Source organism: Kribbella sp. C-35, assembly GCF_046549195.1.
In the GTDB taxonomy this organism is placed as follows: domain Bacteria; phylum Actinomycetota; class Actinomycetes; order Propionibacteriales; family Kribbellaceae; genus Kribbella.
The window spans coordinates 2,465,500-2,480,723 of the sequence record NZ_JAJPWG010000001.1; the positions used below are offsets into that span (position 1 = coordinate 2,465,500).

The following is a 15,224-nucleotide window of genomic DNA, read 5'->3' on the forward strand; positions in this document are numbered from 1 at the left end:
ACAGCGGCCTCCACTCGGGACAGGATGGTGACTGTGAAGTACATGCTGCTGATCTACAGCAACGCCGAGAGCTGGGCGGGCCTGTCGGCCGAGCAACGCGACGGCCTGGCCGAGGCGCACGAGACGCTGTCACGGGAGCTGACCGAGCAGGGCCTGCTCGTCAGTGCCGCCGGTCTGGCTGACCCGATCACCACCCGGACCGTTCAGGTGCGTGACGAAACCATCAACACGACGGACGGCCCGTACGCCGAGGCGAAGGAGCACCTGGCCGGGTTCTACCTGGTGGAGTGCGACACCATCGACCAGGCGATCGGGTACGCGGCCCGAATGCCGGACGCGGAGTACGTCGCCGTGGAGGTGCGACCGGTCATGGACATGTCTGGGCTGGAGATGTGACGGGCTTCGAGCTGCTGCTGCGGGAGCAGGCGCCGCAGGTGCTCAGTGCGCTGGTCCGGCACTACGGGCACTTCGACCTGGCTGAGGAAGCGGTCCAGGAGGCTCTGCTCGCGGCCGCGCAGCAGTGGCCGGCCGAGGGCGTGCCGGACAACCCCCGTGGCTGGCTGATCCGGGTCGGGTCGCGGCGGCTCACCGATCTGCTCCGCAGCGAGTCGGCCAGGCGGCGGCGTGAGGAGAACGCGGCACAGCTCGCTGCTCCGGAGGAGTTCGTCGCGTCAGGCCCGGAGATCGACGACCCGGGCGGCCGCGACGACACCCTGACGTTGCTCTTCCTCTGCTGCCATCCGGCGTTGTCCGCGGCGTCGCAGATCGCACTGACACTGCGTGCGGTCGGTGGTCTCACCACCGCGCAGATCGCGGCCGCGTTCCTGGTGCCGGAGGCAACCATGGCGCAGCGGATCAGCCGGGCGAAGCGGAGCATCAAGCAGGCGGGCAGTTCGTTCGAGATGCCGCCCGAGGCGGAGCGGGACGAGCGGATGGGCGCCGTACTGCATGTGCTCTACCTGATCTTCAACGAGGGCTACACCGCCTCGTCCGGTACGTCGCTGCACAGTGCGGAGCTGACGACCGAGGCGATCCGGCTGGTGCGTGGCGTGCGGAAGCTGCTGCCGGACGACGGTGAGGTGGCGGGGCTGCTGGCGCTGATGCTGCTCACCGACGCGCGGCGGGCGGCACGGACCGGTGCGGACGGGACACTGATCCCGCTGGCCGAGCAGGACCGCTCCAAGTGGAACCGGGCCGCCATCCTCGAGGGGGAGGCGATGGTGAGCGATGCGCTGTCACGGACGCAGCTGGGGCCGTACCAGGTCCAGGCGGCGATCGCTGCGGTCCATGACACGGCAGCGCGTGCTGACGACACGGACTGGCGGCAGATCGTCGCGCTGTACGACGTACTGGAGCAACTGGTCGACAACCCGATGGTGAAGCTCAACCACGCGGTGGCCGTGGGTATGGCGGTCGGCCCGAAGGAGGGGCTCGCCGTACTCGAGCCACTCGAGTCGGACGACCGCATGAACCACCGGCTCGAGGCCGTCCGCGCGCATCTGCTCGAGATGTCCGGTGACGTCGCCGCCGCGCGGGGGAGTTACCTGCTGGCGGCCCGCCGTACGACGAGCATGCCGGAGAAGAACTACCTGCAGTCGAAGGCGGACCGGCTGACCTGAGGTCGCGTAGGTTGGATGTGTGGATCTCACCAGAGCGTCACTCCTCCGGGAGATGCTGACCGGCACCGAACTGGGCAGCCGGACCACGGAGTTCGGCTATGCGTTACGACGCTTCACCACCAGGCGCAGCGGCCTCATGCTGTTCGGACCGGTCGACGACGAGCCCTGGCACCTGACCGCCCACCTGGACGACGAGCTCCACCGGGCCGGCGTAGAGGACCTGCGGCCGTCGCTGGTCCGCTGGTCCCCGCCGCCGGACGCACCACCGCACCTGGCGATCGGTCTGGACCGCTTGCGCGACGCAGGTCGTGGTGAGTCGTTGCTGGTCGTTGCCGAGGACGCACCAGCCGAAACGTTGCTGGAACGGATCAGCGACGTACGGCGACGCGGTACGACGATCTTCAGCATCGGAAACGGCGACAACGAACTGACGTCCCTCAGCCACGAAACCCTCGTACCCGAACTGCTAGTCCCAGACGGCTTCGGCTGGACGAGCCGATCGCTGGACCACGACGAGCCGAGGTCGGCCCTGGCCGAGGTGGACTCGCAGACCGACGAGAGCTTCGAGACGGCCCAGCACCTGGTCAGCCTCGCCGCCGCAGACGAAGAAGCCGGCCGCTCCGGCTGGCGCCGCCGCCTCCGCAACGCCATCGAACGACTGAGCGGCGAACCCGCCTAGACGTTCAGGTACAGAGCGGACAGCCGGGGGAGGCGGACCTCCAGATCCTCTTCGTCGTCGAAGTCGATCTCCTTGCCGGCGGGGAGGTCCGGGGTGTCCGGGGCGTCGCGGTCGACGGCCTTCCAGTACGCCGGCTCGTTGCCCGTCAGATTCTTGTAGGCGTGACTGCCGACGTGCAGCATCCCTTCGCCGTCGAAGCCCTCGAACCCCTCCGGCCGGTCCTCGTCGACCACATCGGCGAGCGAGTCCGGATCGATCAGCGCCGCTTCCCACACCTCCCGCCCTTGGGCGAGCAGCCAGCCCCGGAACGAGTCGAACCCGTCTTCCGAAGCGCCGGAGTTGATCAGGTACGCCGCCGCCCACAGATCCCACCGGTACGACTCGACCTGCAATCGCGCGAGCTCGGTCCCGAACCCGACGATCTCCTCGGCCTCCGCCGTACCCAGCACCTTGGTCAGCGCGTCCGCAACCCCGTCCGGATCGGCCACGGTGTCATCCACCGAGGCGCGCGCATCCTCGACCAGACCCCAGAACGAATCCCTGTCCACCCACAAACCATCTCACCGACCACGGGTCGAACGGGAGGGTCAGACCTACCAGACCTCGTCGAGTTGTTGGTGTTGTTCGGGGGTTAGGGCCAGGTGGGCGCCGGAGAGGGCGGTGGTGAGGTAGTCGGGGGTGCTGATGCCGACGATGGGGGTGATGGCGGGGGTGCCTGCGGTGAGCCAGGCGAGAACTACTGCGGAGCGGGTGGTGTTGAGGGTGGTGGCGAGGTCGGTGAGGGCCTCCAGGCGGCGGGTGGTGCCGGGATGGTCGAAGGCTGGGTCGATGGGGCGGTCGGCGCGGTTCTCGTAGGCTCCGGACATCAGCGGGCTGTAGGCGAACAGTTGCTGCTCCGGGTTGTTCTGTGCGTAGTCGAGGACCTCGTCGGTGATCCAGCCGAAGCGGTGGTCGTGGGCGTGGTCGCGGACGAACGGCCGGGGCTGCAGGTACGAGTAGCGCAGCTGCAACGCGCTCGGAGCGATCACGCCGAGCTCACCCGCCAGTCCGCGCATCCGCTCCACCCGCCAGAGCGCGTAGTTCGACAGCCCGAGGCGCCCGATGGTGCCGGCCGCAGCGTGCTTACCGAACGTGGTGACGGTCTCCTCCAGCGGAGTGGACCTGTCGTCGCGGTGTGCCCAGTACAGGTCGATGTGGTCGACACCGAGGCGGCGGAGCGAGGTTTCGAGTGCGGTGTCGATCGCTTTGGTGCCCAGGCCTTCCGAGTGCTCTGGGTAGCTGCCGGGCCAGAGCGGCTCGCACCCGACCTTGGTCGCCAGCTTGACCCGGTCCCGTACGCCGGGCCGCTGCGCGAACCACCTCCCGAGCAGCTCCTCACTCTGTCCGCCGTGTCCGCTCGGGTCCTGCCAGAACGCGTAGCAGTTCGCGGTGTCGATCCACTCCCCGCCGGCGTCCACATACGCATCCAGCAACCGGAACGAGGTCTCCTCGTCGATCCGCGTCCCGTACTCCATCGCGCCCAGCGCAAGATTCACCATGCGCCAGATCCAATCTTCTGGAGTGCGCTCTAGGTCAAGTCCGCGAACTCGCGCAGTACCGGAGCCAGCGTCGCGGGCTCGGTCCCGTGGTTCTCGCCGGGGATCGCCTTCAGCGTCGCGGTAGGCAGGTGCGCGGCCACGGCCTGGGCGCCGGCGGAGAGCGCGGGCCAGGTCTTGTCGCCGTACAGAACCAGGACGGGTGCCTTCACGTCTGCCCAGCGGTCAGCAGGCAGCGGGTTGCCCGACATCGTGGTCCCCATGATGCGGCCGTCGTACGAGATCGTGTGCGCGATCTCCTCGACCGGCGCCCAGTACGGCGACTGCTTCATGCCTGGGATCGCCTCCGCGGGCATCATCGCGGCCGCGGTCATGAAGAGCTCGGCGGCCTTGTCACGGCGCCCCTCGGCGACGAACGCGTCGAGCTGCTCGACGTAATCGGTCGGCAGCGGCGGCCGTACGTCGTCGACGACGACCGGCGGCTCGAACAGCGCCAGCCTGGCGATTGGCAGCCCGGCGGCCGCGGCATCGAGCGCAAGCAGGGAGCCGGACGACCACCCGAACACGATGGCCGGCTGACCTGCATCCTCGATCAGGGCCGCGATGTCCTCGATCTCGCGCTGGATCGCGTACGGCGCGGTGTCGCCGCTCTCGCCGCGCCCGCGCCGGTCGTACACGTACGTCCGGAAACCGTCGCTCAGCAGCTTCCCGACCTCGGCGTTGAGCGGGTTCACCGCCCGGTGCGCGGTCGCCCCGTCGATCAGGATCAGCGGTCTGCCTTCGCCGTACGCCTCGAAGGCGATCGTGGTGCCGTCGGCCGAAGTCACGGTGCTCATGGTCTTCTCCTCACTGGTTGGGAACTAGACCGTACAGTACTAGGCGGAGAACTGGACTGTCTAGTATGATTTTCGGCATGGAGCAGGCAGAGATCGAGATCGAGGGACGGACGCCCCGCAAACGCCGCGCGATCCTGGCCGCGGCGACCGAGGTCTTCCTCAGCCACGGGTACCTCGGCGCGAGCATGGACGAGGTCGCGGCCAAGGCCGGCGTCTCCAAGCAGACCGTCTACAAGCAGTTCGAGAACAAGGAGCGCCTCTTCGCCGAGATCGTCCTCGGCACCAGCGACCAGCTGCTCGACGGCCTCCAGCAGGCGTACGCCGACACGCTCGAGGGGGCCGCCGACGCGCGCGAAGCCCTGCGTGCGCTGGCGCATCGCCTGCTCCAGAGCCTGACCGCCGACAGCGTCTTGCAGCTCCGCCGGCTCGTGATCGCCGAGGCGGACCGGTTCCCCGAGGTGTGCGGCGCCTGGTTCAACAGCGGCTTCGAGAAGTCCCTCGAGGCGCTCGGGCAAGCGCTGAGTCGCCTGAGCGACCGCGGTCTCTTAAAGCGGCTCGACGACCCGACGCTGGCGGCGTACCAGTTCGCAGGGCTGGTGATGTACAAGCCGATGAATCGCGCGATGTTCGCGGGCACCCGGCAGCGCCCGAAGCCCGGTGAGCTCGAGAAGCTCGCCGACCAAGCGGCCGAGGTCTTTCTGGCGGCCTACGGACTAGAGGGTGCCGCGCGTTGACGTGCGGACCACCAGTTCCGGCGTGAACGTCACGCGCTGGTGCTCGTGGTCCGGGTTCGACGACTCGTCCAGCAGCAACTCGGCGGCCGTCCGGCCGAGCAGCTGCCGCGGCTGACGCACCGAGGTCAGCGGTACGGCGGCCGCCTCCGCGAACTCGATGTCGTCGTACCCGACGATCGCCAGATCCTCCGGAACGCGCAGCCCGAGACTCACGCACTGTTGCAGCAATCCCAACGCCAGCAGGTCGTTCGCGCAGAACGCCGCGGTCGGCCGGCGATCCGCCGGGAGCCCCGCAAGTCGTTGCCCAGCGCCCCTACCTTCGGCGACTGTGAGCGCTCCGGTGGTCAGCTCGATGAGATTCGTCAAAGGCTTCCCGGCCGCCCGCAGTGCGCGCCGGGCGCCGTCGCGCCGGTCGATGACCTGCCCGATCGTGTTCGGTCCGCCGACGTACGCGATCCGCTCGTGGCCGAGCTCCAGCAGATGCGAGATCGCGAGCTCGCCGCCGAGGACGTCGTTCACGGCGACCGAGCAATGCGACGCGTCGTCGAGCGCGCGGTCGACCACGACCACCGGAGTACCGCGGGAGGGCAGCTTGCGCAGGCGGGACGAGTTCTGGTCGATCGGCGTGATCAGGATGCCCTGGACGCGTTGCTGCTCGAGCAGATCGAGGTACGCCGCCTCGCGGTCGGCGTCCTCGCTACTGGTGCAGAGGAACACCGAGAGGCCGGCCGCCTGCGCTGCCTCCTCGACGCCCTTCGCGACGTCGGTGAAGAACGGGTTGCCGGCGTCGAGCATCACGTACGCCAGGATCCGGCTCGAGCCGGCCCGCAGCTGCCGCGCCGACTCGTTTCGGACGAAGCCGAGTGAGGCCATCGCGGCCTCGACCTTCGCCCGGGTCAGCGGGCTGACCACCTCGGGCCGGTTCAGCACGTTCGACACGGTCCCCAGCGAGACGCCCGCGGCCGCGGCGACTGCCTTCACGCCGGCTGCATGTGGTTTCGGCGCGCGGCGCCGCCGAGTGCGCTCGGGCAGGGCTTCCGCATCGTCCACGGACACGAGACCTCCCTGCGCACTTGAAACGTCTTAGCGGCCGAAGAATACCCGGTTTCGGCCCGATCTCCGCGTCGGCGGTCCGGTACCGGCCGCAAAAGCTGGGCAGGCTCTTGACGGCCGCAAGGGACCACGCTTAGCGTCATGGAGCACTCTTGAAACCTTTCATAGATTCTCCCGCCCGAGGTGCTGGTGACGCCGTGAATCGTTATTGCTTCTGCCTCCAGGTCCGACCGGACCGCTTGGACGAGTACGTCGAACGGCACCGCAGCGTCTGGCCGGATATGCAGGCCGCGCTGCGGGACTCCGGTTGGCACAACTACTCGCTCTTCCTTCGCGACGACGGCCTGCTGATCGGGTACGTCGAGTCCGAGGACCTGGAGGCGGCGCAGAAGGCGATGGCGGCGACCGAGGTCAACACCCGCTGGCAAGCCCAGATGACCGAATTCTTCACCGGTATCGATGGCAGGCCGCCGGACGAGTCGTTACTGCTGCTGCCCGAGATCTTCCACTTGAAAGAGGACTGACGCATGACGACCGAAGCCGTGAAGGCCGCCCTCAGCCGCCAGGAGATCGAGCTGCCCTCGTGGGCGTTCGGGAACTCCGGCACCCGGTTCAAGGTGTTCAGCCAGCCCGGGGTGCCGCGGTCGCCGGAGGAGAAGATCGCCGACGCGGCCGTCGTCCACAAGTACACCGGGGTCGCGCCGAGCGTGGCGCTGCACATCCCCTGGGACAAGGTCGACGACTACTCAAGCTTGGCGGCGTACGCGAGGGAGCAGGGTGTCCGGCTCGGGGCGATCAACAGCAACGTGTTCCAGGACGACGACTACAAGCTGGGCAGCGTCACCAACCCGGATCCCGCAGTACGGCGGAAGGCCACCGACCACCTTCTCGAATGCGTCGACATCATGGACGCGACCGGGTCCCGCGATCTGAAGCTGTGGTTCTCCGACGGCACGAACTACCCGGGCCAGGACGATATCCAGGACCGCCAGGACCGGCTCGCGACCGCGCTGAAGGAGGTGTACAACCGGCTCGGCGACGACCAGCGGATGCTGCTCGAGTACAAGCTGTTCGAGCCGGCCTTCTACACCACGGACGTCCCGGATTGGGGTACGTCGTACGCGCACTGTCTCGAACTGGGCCCGAAGGCAACGGTCTGTATCGACACCGGGCACCACGCGCCGGGGACGAACATCGAGTTCATCGTCGCGTTCCTGCTCCGGACCAAGAAGCTCGGCGCGTTCGACTTCAACAGCCGGTTCTACGCCGACGACGACCTGATGGTCGGGGCCGCGGACCCGTTCCAGCTGTTCCGGATCATGAACGAGATCGTCCGCGGCGACGCGCTCGACCCGGATCGCGGGATCGCGTTCATGCTCGACCAGTGCCACAACATCGAGGAGAAGATCCCCGCGATCATCCGCTCGGTGATGAACGTCCAGGAGGCGACCGCGAAGGCGCTACTGGTCGACCGCGACGTACTGCGGGCGGCCCAGCAGTCGGGCGACGTACTGAGTGCGAACGCGGCGCTGATGGATGCCTACAACACCGACGTCCGGCCGCTGCTCGCCGAGCTGCGCGAGGCGCAGGGCCTGGATGCGGACCCCGTCGCGGCGTACAAGCGCAGCGGCTACTTCGAGCAGATCACCAAGGACCGAGCCGACGGCCAGCAGGCCGGATGGGGAGCATGACAGTGACCGACACCGCCTCTGAGCTTGTTGCGCGGAGCAACCGGCTCGGTGCCGATCCGCGCAACACGAACTACGCCGGCGGGAACACCTCGGCGAAGGGTACGGAGACCGATCCGGTCACCCAGCAGCCCGTGGACCTGGTGTGGGTGAAGGGCTCCGGTGGGGACCTGGGAACGCTCACCGGCAAGGGTCTCGCCGTACTGCGACTGGATCGGCTGAACGCCCTGGTCGACAGCTATCCCGGCGTGGACCGTGAGGACGAGATGGTCGCCGCGTTCGACTACTGCCTGCACGGGAAGGGCGGTGCGGCCCCGTCGATCGACACCGCGATGCACGGGCTGGTCGATGCCCCTCATGTCGACCATCTGCACCCGGACTCCGGGATCGCGCTGGCGACCGCGGCCGACGGCGAGAAGCTGACCGCGGAGTGCTTCGGCGACCGCGTGGTGTGGGTGCCGTGGCGGCGTCCAGGTTTCCAGCTCGGGCTGGACATCGCGGCCGTGCAGCGGGAGAACCCGCAGGCCATCGGCTGCATCCTGGGCGGCCACGGCATCACCGCGTGGGGTAATACGTCCGAGGAGTGCGAGGCGAACTCCCTGGAGATCATCCGTACGGCGGAACGCTTCCTGGCGGACCGCGGCGTCGCCGAGCCGTTCGGCGCGCTGGTGGCCGGCTACGAACCTCTCCCCGCCGACGAACGCCGCCGCCGGGCAGCCGAACTCGCGCCTGTCATCCGTGGGCTGGCGTCAACAGACAAGCCACAGGTCGGCCACTTCAACGACTCCGACGTGGTGCTCGAGTTCACCGCTCGGGAGAAGTTGACCGAGTTGGCCGCGCTGGGCACGTCCTGCCCGGACCACTTCCTCCGTACCAAGGTGCGTCCGCTGGTGCTGGACCTGCCGCCGTCGGCCTCGGTGGAGGACGCGGTTGCGCGGCTGCAGGAGCTGCACGCCGCCTACCGCGAGGAGTACGCGGCCTACTACAACCGGCATGCCGAGCCGGACAGCCCGGCGATGCGGGGCGCCGACCCGGCGATCGTGCTCGTCCCGGGTGTCGGGATGTTCAGTTTCGGGAAGGACAAGCAGACCGCGCGGGTGGCCGGCGAGTTCTACGTGAACGCGATCAACGTGATGCGGGGCGCCGAGGCGGTGTCGACGTACGCGCCGATCGACGAGCGGGAGAAGTTCCGGATCGAGTACTGGGCGCTCGAAGAGGCGAAGCTGCAGCGGATGCCCAAGCCGAAGCCGCTCGCTACCCGGGTCGCCTTCGTGACCGGTGGCGGATCGGGGATCGGGAAGGCGATCGCGCGACGGCTGGCCGCCGAGGGCGCGTGCGTTGTCGTCGCGGACCTCGACCAGGCTGCGGCCGAGGCCGTGGCGAAGGAGATCGGGTCCACGGACGTGGCCGTCGCGGTCGGTGCGGACGTGTCGTCGGCGGATGCGGTCGAGGCGGCGTTGCGCGCGGCGGTGCTGGCGTTCGGCGGTGTCGACCTGATCGTCAACAACGCCGGGCTGTCGATCTCGAAGTCGTTGCTGGAGACTACGGAACGCGACTGGGACCTGCAGCACGACGTGATGGCGAAGGGTTCGTTCCTGGTGTCGCGAGCGGCGGCGAAGGTACTCATCGACCAGGGGATGGGCGGCGACATCGTCTACATCTCCAGCAAGAACTCGGTGTTCGCCGGCCCGAACAACGTCGCGTACGGCTCCGCCAAGGCGGATCAGGCGCACCAGGTACGGCTGCTCGCGGCCGAGCTCGGCGAGCATGGAGTCCGGGTCAACGGCGTGAACCCCGACGGCGTCGTCCGCGGATCCGGGATCTTCGCCGGCGGTTGGGGTGCGAAGCGGGCCGCGGTGTACGGCGTACCGGAGGAGGAACTCGGTGCGTACTACGCGCAGCGGACCCTGCTGAAGCGTGAGGTGCTGCCGGAGAACGTCGCGGCCGCGGTGTTCGCGCTGACCGGTGGCGACCTGACGCACACGACCGGCCTGCACATCCCCGTCGACGCCGGCGTGGCCGCCGCCTTCCTCCGATAGGACCTCTCGATGACCGAGCTCGACGCCCGCCTGGGTCTGGAACGGATCACGTCGCGCCGGACCCGGATCGGTCTGGTCGCGGGCGGCTTGGGTGCGTACTGGCCGCAGTTCCCGGACCTGCTGCCCCAGTTGCAGGCGTCGGCTCGTCGGGTCTCCGAGCGGTTCTCGGCGCTGGACTGCGATGTGGTGGACGTGGGGTTCATCTCCGACGCGCAGGAAGGTGCAGTGGCTGCGGAGAAGCTGCGGGCGGCGGACTGTGATCTGATCGTCGGCTTCCTCACGACGTACATGACCGCGTCGATGCTGGTGCCTGTTGCCCAGCGGAGCGGGGCGCCGGTGCTGTTGCTCAACCTGCAGCCGACCGAGGCGATGGATCACGCGAGCTTCGACACGGGCGCCTGGCTCGCCTACTGCGGCGCCTGTCCGTTGCCGGAGATGGCGAACGCGTTCGAGCGGTGCGGGATCGACTTCCGGTCGGTGTCCGGCTACCTGGAGGACGAGCGGGCCTGGGCGCGGATCGACCGGTGGATCCGCGCCGCCGGAGTACGCGCCGCGCTGCGGCACGGACGGCACGGCCTGCTCGGGCATCTGTACCCGGGGATGATGGACGTGATCACCGACCCGACACAGGTGTCCGCGCAGCTCGGCGGGCATGTGGAGATCCTGGAGATCGACGACCTCCGGGTGCGGGTGGAGAAGGTCACCGACGCGGAGACGTCGGCCAGGATGGAGCTCGCCCGGGAGATCTTCACCCTCGACGACTCGGTGAAGGACGAGGACTTCCGGTGGGGCGCCACCGTATCGGTCGCCCTGGATCGCCTGGTCGAGGACTTTTCCCTTGATTCGCTGGCCTATTACCACCGCGGGCTCGACGGCGAGACGCACGAGCGGGTCGCGGCCGGGATGATCCTCGGGGCTTCGTTGCTGACGGCAAGGGGTGTGCCGTCGGCCGGTGAGTACGAGCTGCGGACGTCGCTGGCAATGCTGGTCATGGACAAGCTCGGCGCCGGCGGGTCGTTCACCGAGCTGCAGGCGTTGAACTTCCGCGACAACGTGGTCGAGATGGGACACGACGGGCCGGCGCATCTGGCGATCTCGGCGCGGAAGCCGTTGCTGCGTGGGCTGGGTGTGTACCACGGCAAGCGCGGGTGGGGCGTGTCGGTGGAGTTCGACGTACAGCAAGGGCCCGTGACGCTGTGCGGTCTCGGGCAGCGGCGGGACGGGTCGTTCAAGCTGATCGCTTCCGAGGGGACCGTCGTACCTGGACCGCTGCCGCAGATCGGAAACACGACGTCGCGGGTGGACTTCGGGTGTGATCCGGGCGAGTGGACCGACGCCTGGTCGGCGTCCGGCGTCGCGCATCACTGGGCCCTCGGGACGGGGCACCGGGCTGCCGACCTGGCCGCGGTCGCCGATCTGATGCACCTCGACCTCACGGTGGTCGCACCGTGAAGCGGGTCGCGGCGGTGGACCTCGGGGCCTCGAGCGGCCGGGTGATGCTCGGCGAGGTGGGTCCGAACGTCCTGCAGCTGCGCGAACTGAACCGCTTCTGGAACGGCCCGGTCCGCGTGCACGGGACGCTGCACTGGGACGTCCTGCACCTGTACCGCTCGATCCTCGAAGGTCTCGCCTTGGCCGGCCAGATCGACAGCATCGGCATCGACTCCTGGGCCGTCGACTACGGCCTCATCGATGCACACGGCCACCTGCTCGCCAACCCCATCCACTACCGCGACTCCCGCACCGACGGCGTGATGGACCGCGTACTCTCGACGATCCCCGCAGCTGAGCTGTACGCCGTCACGGGCCTGCAGCAGCTGCCCTTCAACACGATCTACCAGCTGGCCGCCGAGGAACTGCCGGTCGACGCTGCCACGTTGCTGATGATCCCTGACCTGCTGGCGTACTGGCTGACAGGTGAGATCGGGGTGGAGCGGACCAACGCATCTACTACCCAGCTGTACGACGTGGTGGCCCGGGACTGGAGTGACGAGGTGTTGTCGCGGGTGGGGTTGCCGCGGCGGGTGTTTCCTGCGCTGCGCGAGCCCGGCGATGTGATCGGCAGCGTGTTGCCCGATGAGACCGGGCTGGCGCCGGGGATTCCGGTGATTGCTGTCGGATCGCATGACACGGCTTCGGCTGTCGTTGCGGTGCCTGCGGTGGGTGAGCGGTTCGCGTACATCTCGTCGGGCACCTGGTCGCTGGTCGGGCTCGAGCTCGACGCGCCGGTCCTGACGGACGACGCGCGGGAAGCGAACTTCACCAACGAAGGCGGCGTCGACGGGCGGACCCGGTTCCTGCGCAACGTGATGGGGCTGTGGATCCTGCAGGAATGCCAACGGGTCTGGGGCGACGACGATCTGCCCGGGCTGCTGCGGGACGCGGCCGCCGCGCCGCCGTACGCCGTACTGATCGATCCGGACGCTCCCGAGTTCCTTGCCCCGGGCAACATGCCCGCGCGGATCGAGGCGCACTGCCGAGCGACCGGTCAGGAACCGCCACGGTCCCGCGGTGCGGTGGTTCGCTGCATCCTGGAGAGCCTCGCCCTCGCGTACCGCCGGACGTTGCGTACGGCGCAGACGATCGCTGACCGAGAGGTCGACGTACTGCATGTGATCGGCGGTGGTTCGCAGAACGAGTTGCTCTGCCGGCTCACCGCCGACGCGTGCGGTGTACCGGTCCTCGCCGGGCCCGTCGAGGCCTCCGCGTTGGGCAATGTCCTCGTCCAGGCTCGCGCCCTCGGCGAGCCCTTCCCGGACCTGAGCGCGATGCGCGCCCTCGTCCGATCCACACATTCTCTGCGGCGCTACGACCCGCAGGGTAAACCGGCCGACTGGGACGCCGCCGAGTCCCGGGTATTCGGAACCAGGTGATCAGCATGACCGTCCTCCCCCAGGAACTTCGACCGCTCGCGCGACGGGTGCCGCCGCGCGAGATCAGCCACGACGACCTGCAACTCCTCCGCCTGCTCGCCACCGGCCTCCCGGTCGACGGCGTCGCCCGGCGACTCGACCTGTCCGAACGCACCGTCCGCCGGCGTACCCGGCTGATCTGCGACCGCCTCGGCTTCAGCACCGCCATCGAAGCCATCGTCTGGGCCGCCCGCCGCGGCCTGGTCTGAGAGGGAGTTAGGCGGCGACGGCTCCGGGTACCGGGGGTTCTGATCATCGAGCCGAGGAGGACCGATGGATGGAATGACCATCGTCTGGATCGTCGTCGCTGTCGCGGTACTGGTCATCGTGATCGCGCTGATCGCGGGCATGGCGTCGCGCAGGTCGCAGCACCGGGCCGAGCAGCAGGCGTACGAGCACGAGCAGCAGGCGCGAGCCAGCGCGGCACAGGCCGACAAGCAGCGTGCCGTCGCCGACGAGGTGGACGCGCGTGCCCGCAAGGCGCAGGCCGTCGCCGACGAGAAGACGGCCGAGGCGCGCCGGTTGTCGGCCGGTGCGACCGAACGCCGCGATGCCGCCGCGAACGCGCGCGCGGAATCGGACGAGCATCGCACCCAGGCCCAGAACCTCTGGCCGGACGACGGCACCCAGAACCGCGAGGGGCAACCGGTCGATCCGGACTGGGACGACGGCAGGCATCCGCACGACCCGCGGCACCCGAAGCACACGCGGGGTTGAGAAGCGTCAGATCAAGTACCTGAATTCTGGTGAGTTCGGGTTGATGCGTTCGATGTCGAGCGGGGCGGCCTCCATGCGGGAGAGCAGGAGGGGGAGGTCGTCCCGGGTACTGATCTCGATGCCGACCAGGGCGACGCCGGTCTCGCGGTTGTTGCGCTTGACGTACTCGAAGAGCGTGATGTCGTCGTCGGGGCCGAGCGTCTCGTCGAGGAATGCCCGTAGAGCGCCGGGCTCCTGCGGGAACGTCACCAGGAAGTAGTGCTTCAGGCCCTCGTACACCAGCGAGCGCTCGAGGATCTCGCCGTACCGGCTGACATCGTTGTTCCCGCCGGACAGCAGGCAGACGACGGTCTCGCCCGGGCGTACGTCGAGGCCGTTGCCCAGGGCACTTGTCGACAAAGCGCCCGCGGGCTCTGCGATCAGGCCGTCGGTCTGGTAGAGCGCGAGCATCTCCGAGCACACGAGCCCTTCGGGCACCGACATCAGCTCGACTCCGGCCTGCTGCACCAGCGGGAGGGTCGCGTCGCCAACCCGGCGTACGGCGGCACCGTCGACGAAGCTGTCCAAGTGCGGCAACGTCACCGGCTTGCCGGCCGCGACCGCCGCCGCCATGCTCGCCGCGCCACCCGGCTCCACCCCGACGATGCGTACGCCGGGATGCCGCTCGGCGATCCACGTTGCAACCCCCGCAACGAGACCGCCCCCACCGACCGGAACCACGAGTACGTCGGGAGCGTGGCCGAGCTGCTCCACCAACTCGATCGCCACGGTCCCTTGCCCCGCAACGGTTCTCGGGTCGTCGAACGCCGGCACCATCGTCGCGCCGGTCGCGGAACCCTCCGCGATCGCGGCGGCGGCCGCGTCGTCGTACGTGTCGCCGGTGACGATCACCTGGATCTGCTTGCCGCCGAGCGCCGCGATCCGGTCCCGCTTCTGGCGCGGCGTCGTCCGCGGCACGTACACCTTGCCGTGGACGCCGAGCATGTGGCACGAATACGCCAGCCCTTGGCCGTGGTTGCCGGCACTTGCACACACCACGCCGGCGGCCTTGGCCGCGTCGTCGAGCTGTGCGATCAGGTTGTACGCGCCGCGAAGCTTGTAGGAGCGGCCGATCTGGAGGTCCTCCCGCTTGAGCCAGACCTGCGCGCCGGTCCGCTCCGAGAGGCGGAGATTGCGCTCCAAGGGTGTACGGACGGCGACGCCGTCCAAGCGCTTGATGGCCTCCTCGACCGCTTCGGCGTCAACCGTTGGTCGAGCGACTGAACCACTGCCGTGCATGACGTTCCTTCCCGTGCATTTGCACGATCTTCGCCGATTCGCTCGCTGCACAAGACGATTCGCGTCCACAGTCCGGACCGACGGATACCCTTTGCGTATCAGACTCTTGCACCATGCGTGAAACGGCTCTTCAC

Annotated in this window: 16 protein-coding genes; 11 read left to right on the forward strand and 5 right to left on the reverse strand. The window is 68.7% G+C overall.

The annotated features are described in order from the left end of the window. The first annotated feature begins 42 nt into the window (after window positions 1-42). The 3 genes from ACLJOO_RS12515 to ACLJOO_RS12525 are packed head-to-tail and all read left to right on the forward strand — an operon-like array spanning window position 43 to window position 2,298. Entirely contained in the window at window positions 43-396 is a 354-nt protein-coding gene (locus ACLJOO_RS12515) for a YciI family protein (RefSeq protein ID WP_410787153.1), read from the forward strand. Further along, window positions 393-1,619, forward strand: a complete 1,227-nt coding sequence (locus tag ACLJOO_RS12520) for an RNA polymerase sigma factor (protein ID WP_410787061.1) — start codon at window positions 393-395, stop codon at window positions 1,617-1,619. The genes ACLJOO_RS12515 and ACLJOO_RS12520 overlap by 4 nt, the downstream gene beginning before the upstream one ends. A 19-nt stretch (window positions 1,620-1,638) precedes the next feature. Next, window positions 1,639-2,298, forward strand: a complete 660-nt coding sequence (locus ACLJOO_RS12525; RefSeq protein WP_410787063.1) for a hypothetical protein — start codon at window positions 1,639-1,641, stop codon at window positions 2,296-2,298. On the opposite strand, the gene ACLJOO_RS12530 is transcribed toward ACLJOO_RS12525, so the two are convergent. The 3 genes from ACLJOO_RS12530 to ACLJOO_RS12540 are packed head-to-tail and all read right to left on the reverse strand — an operon-like array spanning window position 2,295 to window position 4,669. Then, complete coding sequence (locus tag ACLJOO_RS12530; RefSeq protein ID WP_410787064.1) at window positions 2,295-2,846, reverse strand: DUF4240 domain-containing protein; 552 nt, start codon at window positions 2,844-2,846, stop codon at window positions 2,295-2,297. The genes ACLJOO_RS12525 and ACLJOO_RS12530 overlap by 4 nt on opposite strands. A gap of 45 nt (window positions 2,847-2,891) precedes the next feature. Then, on the reverse strand, window positions 2,892-3,836 hold the full coding sequence (locus ACLJOO_RS12535) for an aldo/keto reductase (RefSeq protein WP_410787065.1): 945 nt from the start codon (window positions 3,834-3,836) through the stop codon (window positions 2,892-2,894). 29 nt (window positions 3,837-3,865) lie between these two features. Continuing rightward, the gene (locus ACLJOO_RS12540) at window positions 3,866-4,669 is read right to left on the reverse strand and encodes an alpha/beta fold hydrolase (protein WP_410787066.1); all 804 of its coding nucleotides are present in this window, start codon (window positions 4,667-4,669) and stop codon (window positions 3,866-3,868) included. Window positions 4,670-4,746: 77 nt separating this feature from the next. Between ACLJOO_RS12540 and ACLJOO_RS12545 the strand changes: the two genes are divergently transcribed. Beyond that, window positions 4,747-5,403: a TetR/AcrR family transcriptional regulator C-terminal domain-containing protein gene (locus ACLJOO_RS12545; RefSeq protein ID WP_410787067.1), complete on the forward strand. Its 657-nt coding sequence runs from the start codon at window positions 4,747-4,749 to the stop codon at window positions 5,401-5,403. On the opposite strand, the gene ACLJOO_RS12550 is transcribed toward ACLJOO_RS12545, so the two are convergent. Continuing rightward, window positions 5,383-6,459 carry a LacI family DNA-binding transcriptional regulator gene (locus ACLJOO_RS12550; protein WP_410787068.1) on the reverse strand — a complete coding sequence of 359 codons (1,077 nt, stop codon included), beginning with the start codon at window positions 6,457-6,459 and terminating at the stop codon, window positions 5,383-5,385. The genes ACLJOO_RS12545 and ACLJOO_RS12550 overlap by 21 nt on opposite strands. Window positions 6,460-6,653: 194 nt before the next feature. Between ACLJOO_RS12550 and ACLJOO_RS12555 the strand changes: the two genes are divergently transcribed. From ACLJOO_RS12555 to ACLJOO_RS12585, 7 genes are all read left to right on the forward strand, one after another. Beyond that, window positions 6,654-6,980, forward strand: a complete 327-nt coding sequence (locus tag ACLJOO_RS12555; RefSeq protein WP_410787069.1) for an L-rhamnose mutarotase — start codon at window positions 6,654-6,656, stop codon at window positions 6,978-6,980. Window positions 6,981-6,983: 3 nt separating this feature from the next. Next, window positions 6,984-8,147 (forward strand): L-rhamnose isomerase, encoded by a 1,164-nt coding sequence (rhaI, locus tag ACLJOO_RS12560; RefSeq protein WP_410787071.1) that lies wholly within the window; start codon window positions 6,984-6,986, stop codon window positions 8,145-8,147. Then, the gene (locus ACLJOO_RS12565) at window positions 8,144-10,183 is read left to right on the forward strand and encodes a bifunctional aldolase/short-chain dehydrogenase (RefSeq protein ID WP_410787073.1); all 2,040 of its coding nucleotides are present in this window, start codon (window positions 8,144-8,146) and stop codon (window positions 10,181-10,183) included. The genes rhaI and ACLJOO_RS12565 overlap by 4 nt, the downstream gene beginning before the upstream one ends. Window positions 10,184-10,192: 9 nt before the next feature. Beyond that, window positions 10,193-11,635: an arabinose isomerase gene (locus ACLJOO_RS12570; protein WP_410787074.1), complete on the forward strand. Its 1,443-nt coding sequence runs from the start codon at window positions 10,193-10,195 to the stop codon at window positions 11,633-11,635. Then, complete coding sequence (locus ACLJOO_RS12575) at window positions 11,632-13,056, forward strand: rhamnulokinase (RefSeq protein WP_410787076.1); 1,425 nt, start codon at window positions 11,632-11,634, stop codon at window positions 13,054-13,056. Before ACLJOO_RS12570 ends, ACLJOO_RS12575 begins: the two co-directional genes overlap by 4 nt. A 5-nt stretch (window positions 13,057-13,061) precedes the next feature. Continuing rightward, on the forward strand, window positions 13,062-13,304 hold the full coding sequence (locus ACLJOO_RS12580; RefSeq protein WP_130386717.1) for a LuxR C-terminal-related transcriptional regulator: 243 nt from the start codon (window positions 13,062-13,064) through the stop codon (window positions 13,302-13,304). A 64-nt stretch (window positions 13,305-13,368) separates the two neighbouring features. Then, on the forward strand, window positions 13,369-13,812 hold the full coding sequence (locus ACLJOO_RS12585) for a hypothetical protein (RefSeq protein ID WP_410787077.1): 444 nt from the start codon (window positions 13,369-13,371) through the stop codon (window positions 13,810-13,812). 6 nt (window positions 13,813-13,818) lie between these two features. On the opposite strand, the gene ilvA is transcribed toward ACLJOO_RS12585, so the two are convergent. Further along, window positions 13,819-15,090: a threonine ammonia-lyase IlvA gene (ilvA, locus tag ACLJOO_RS12590; RefSeq protein WP_410787078.1), complete on the reverse strand. Its 1,272-nt coding sequence runs from the start codon at window positions 15,088-15,090 to the stop codon at window positions 13,819-13,821. Between the last annotated feature and the right edge of the window lie 134 nt (window positions 15,091-15,224).

Bases quoted from the DNA above. Each gene is read 5' to 3' on its own strand.
- ACLJOO_RS12515 (WP_410787153.1), top strand. From the start codon at position 43: ATGCTGCTGATCTACAGCAACGCCGAGAGCTGGGCGGGCCTGTCGGCC.
- ACLJOO_RS12535 (WP_410787065.1), bottom strand. From the start codon at position 3,836: ATGGTGAATCTTGCGCTGGGCGCGATGGAGTACGGGACGCGGATCGAC.
- ACLJOO_RS12540 (WP_410787066.1), bottom strand. From the start codon at position 4,669: ATGAGCACCGTGACTTCGGCCGACGGCACCACGATCGCCTTCGAGGCG.
- ACLJOO_RS12545 (WP_410787067.1), top strand. From the start codon at position 4,747: ATGGAGCAGGCAGAGATCGAGATCGAGGGACGGACGCCCCGCAAACGC.
- rhaI (WP_410787071.1), top strand. From the start codon at position 6,984: ATGACGACCGAAGCCGTGAAGGCCGCCCTCAGCCGCCAGGAGATCGAG.
- ACLJOO_RS12565 (WP_410787073.1), top strand. From the start codon at position 8,144: ATGACAGTGACCGACACCGCCTCTGAGCTTGTTGCGCGGAGCAACCGG.
- ACLJOO_RS12570 (WP_410787074.1), top strand. From the start codon at position 10,193: ATGACCGAGCTCGACGCCCGCCTGGGTCTGGAACGGATCACGTCGCGC.
- ACLJOO_RS12580 (WP_130386717.1), top strand. From the start codon at position 13,062: ATGACCGTCCTCCCCCAGGAACTTCGACCGCTCGCGCGACGGGTGCCG.
- ACLJOO_RS12585 (WP_410787077.1), top strand. From the start codon at position 13,369: ATGGATGGAATGACCATCGTCTGGATCGTCGTCGCTGTCGCGGTACTG.
- ilvA (WP_410787078.1), bottom strand. From the start codon at position 15,090: ATGCACGGCAGTGGTTCAGTCGCTCGACCAACGGTTGACGCCGAAGCG.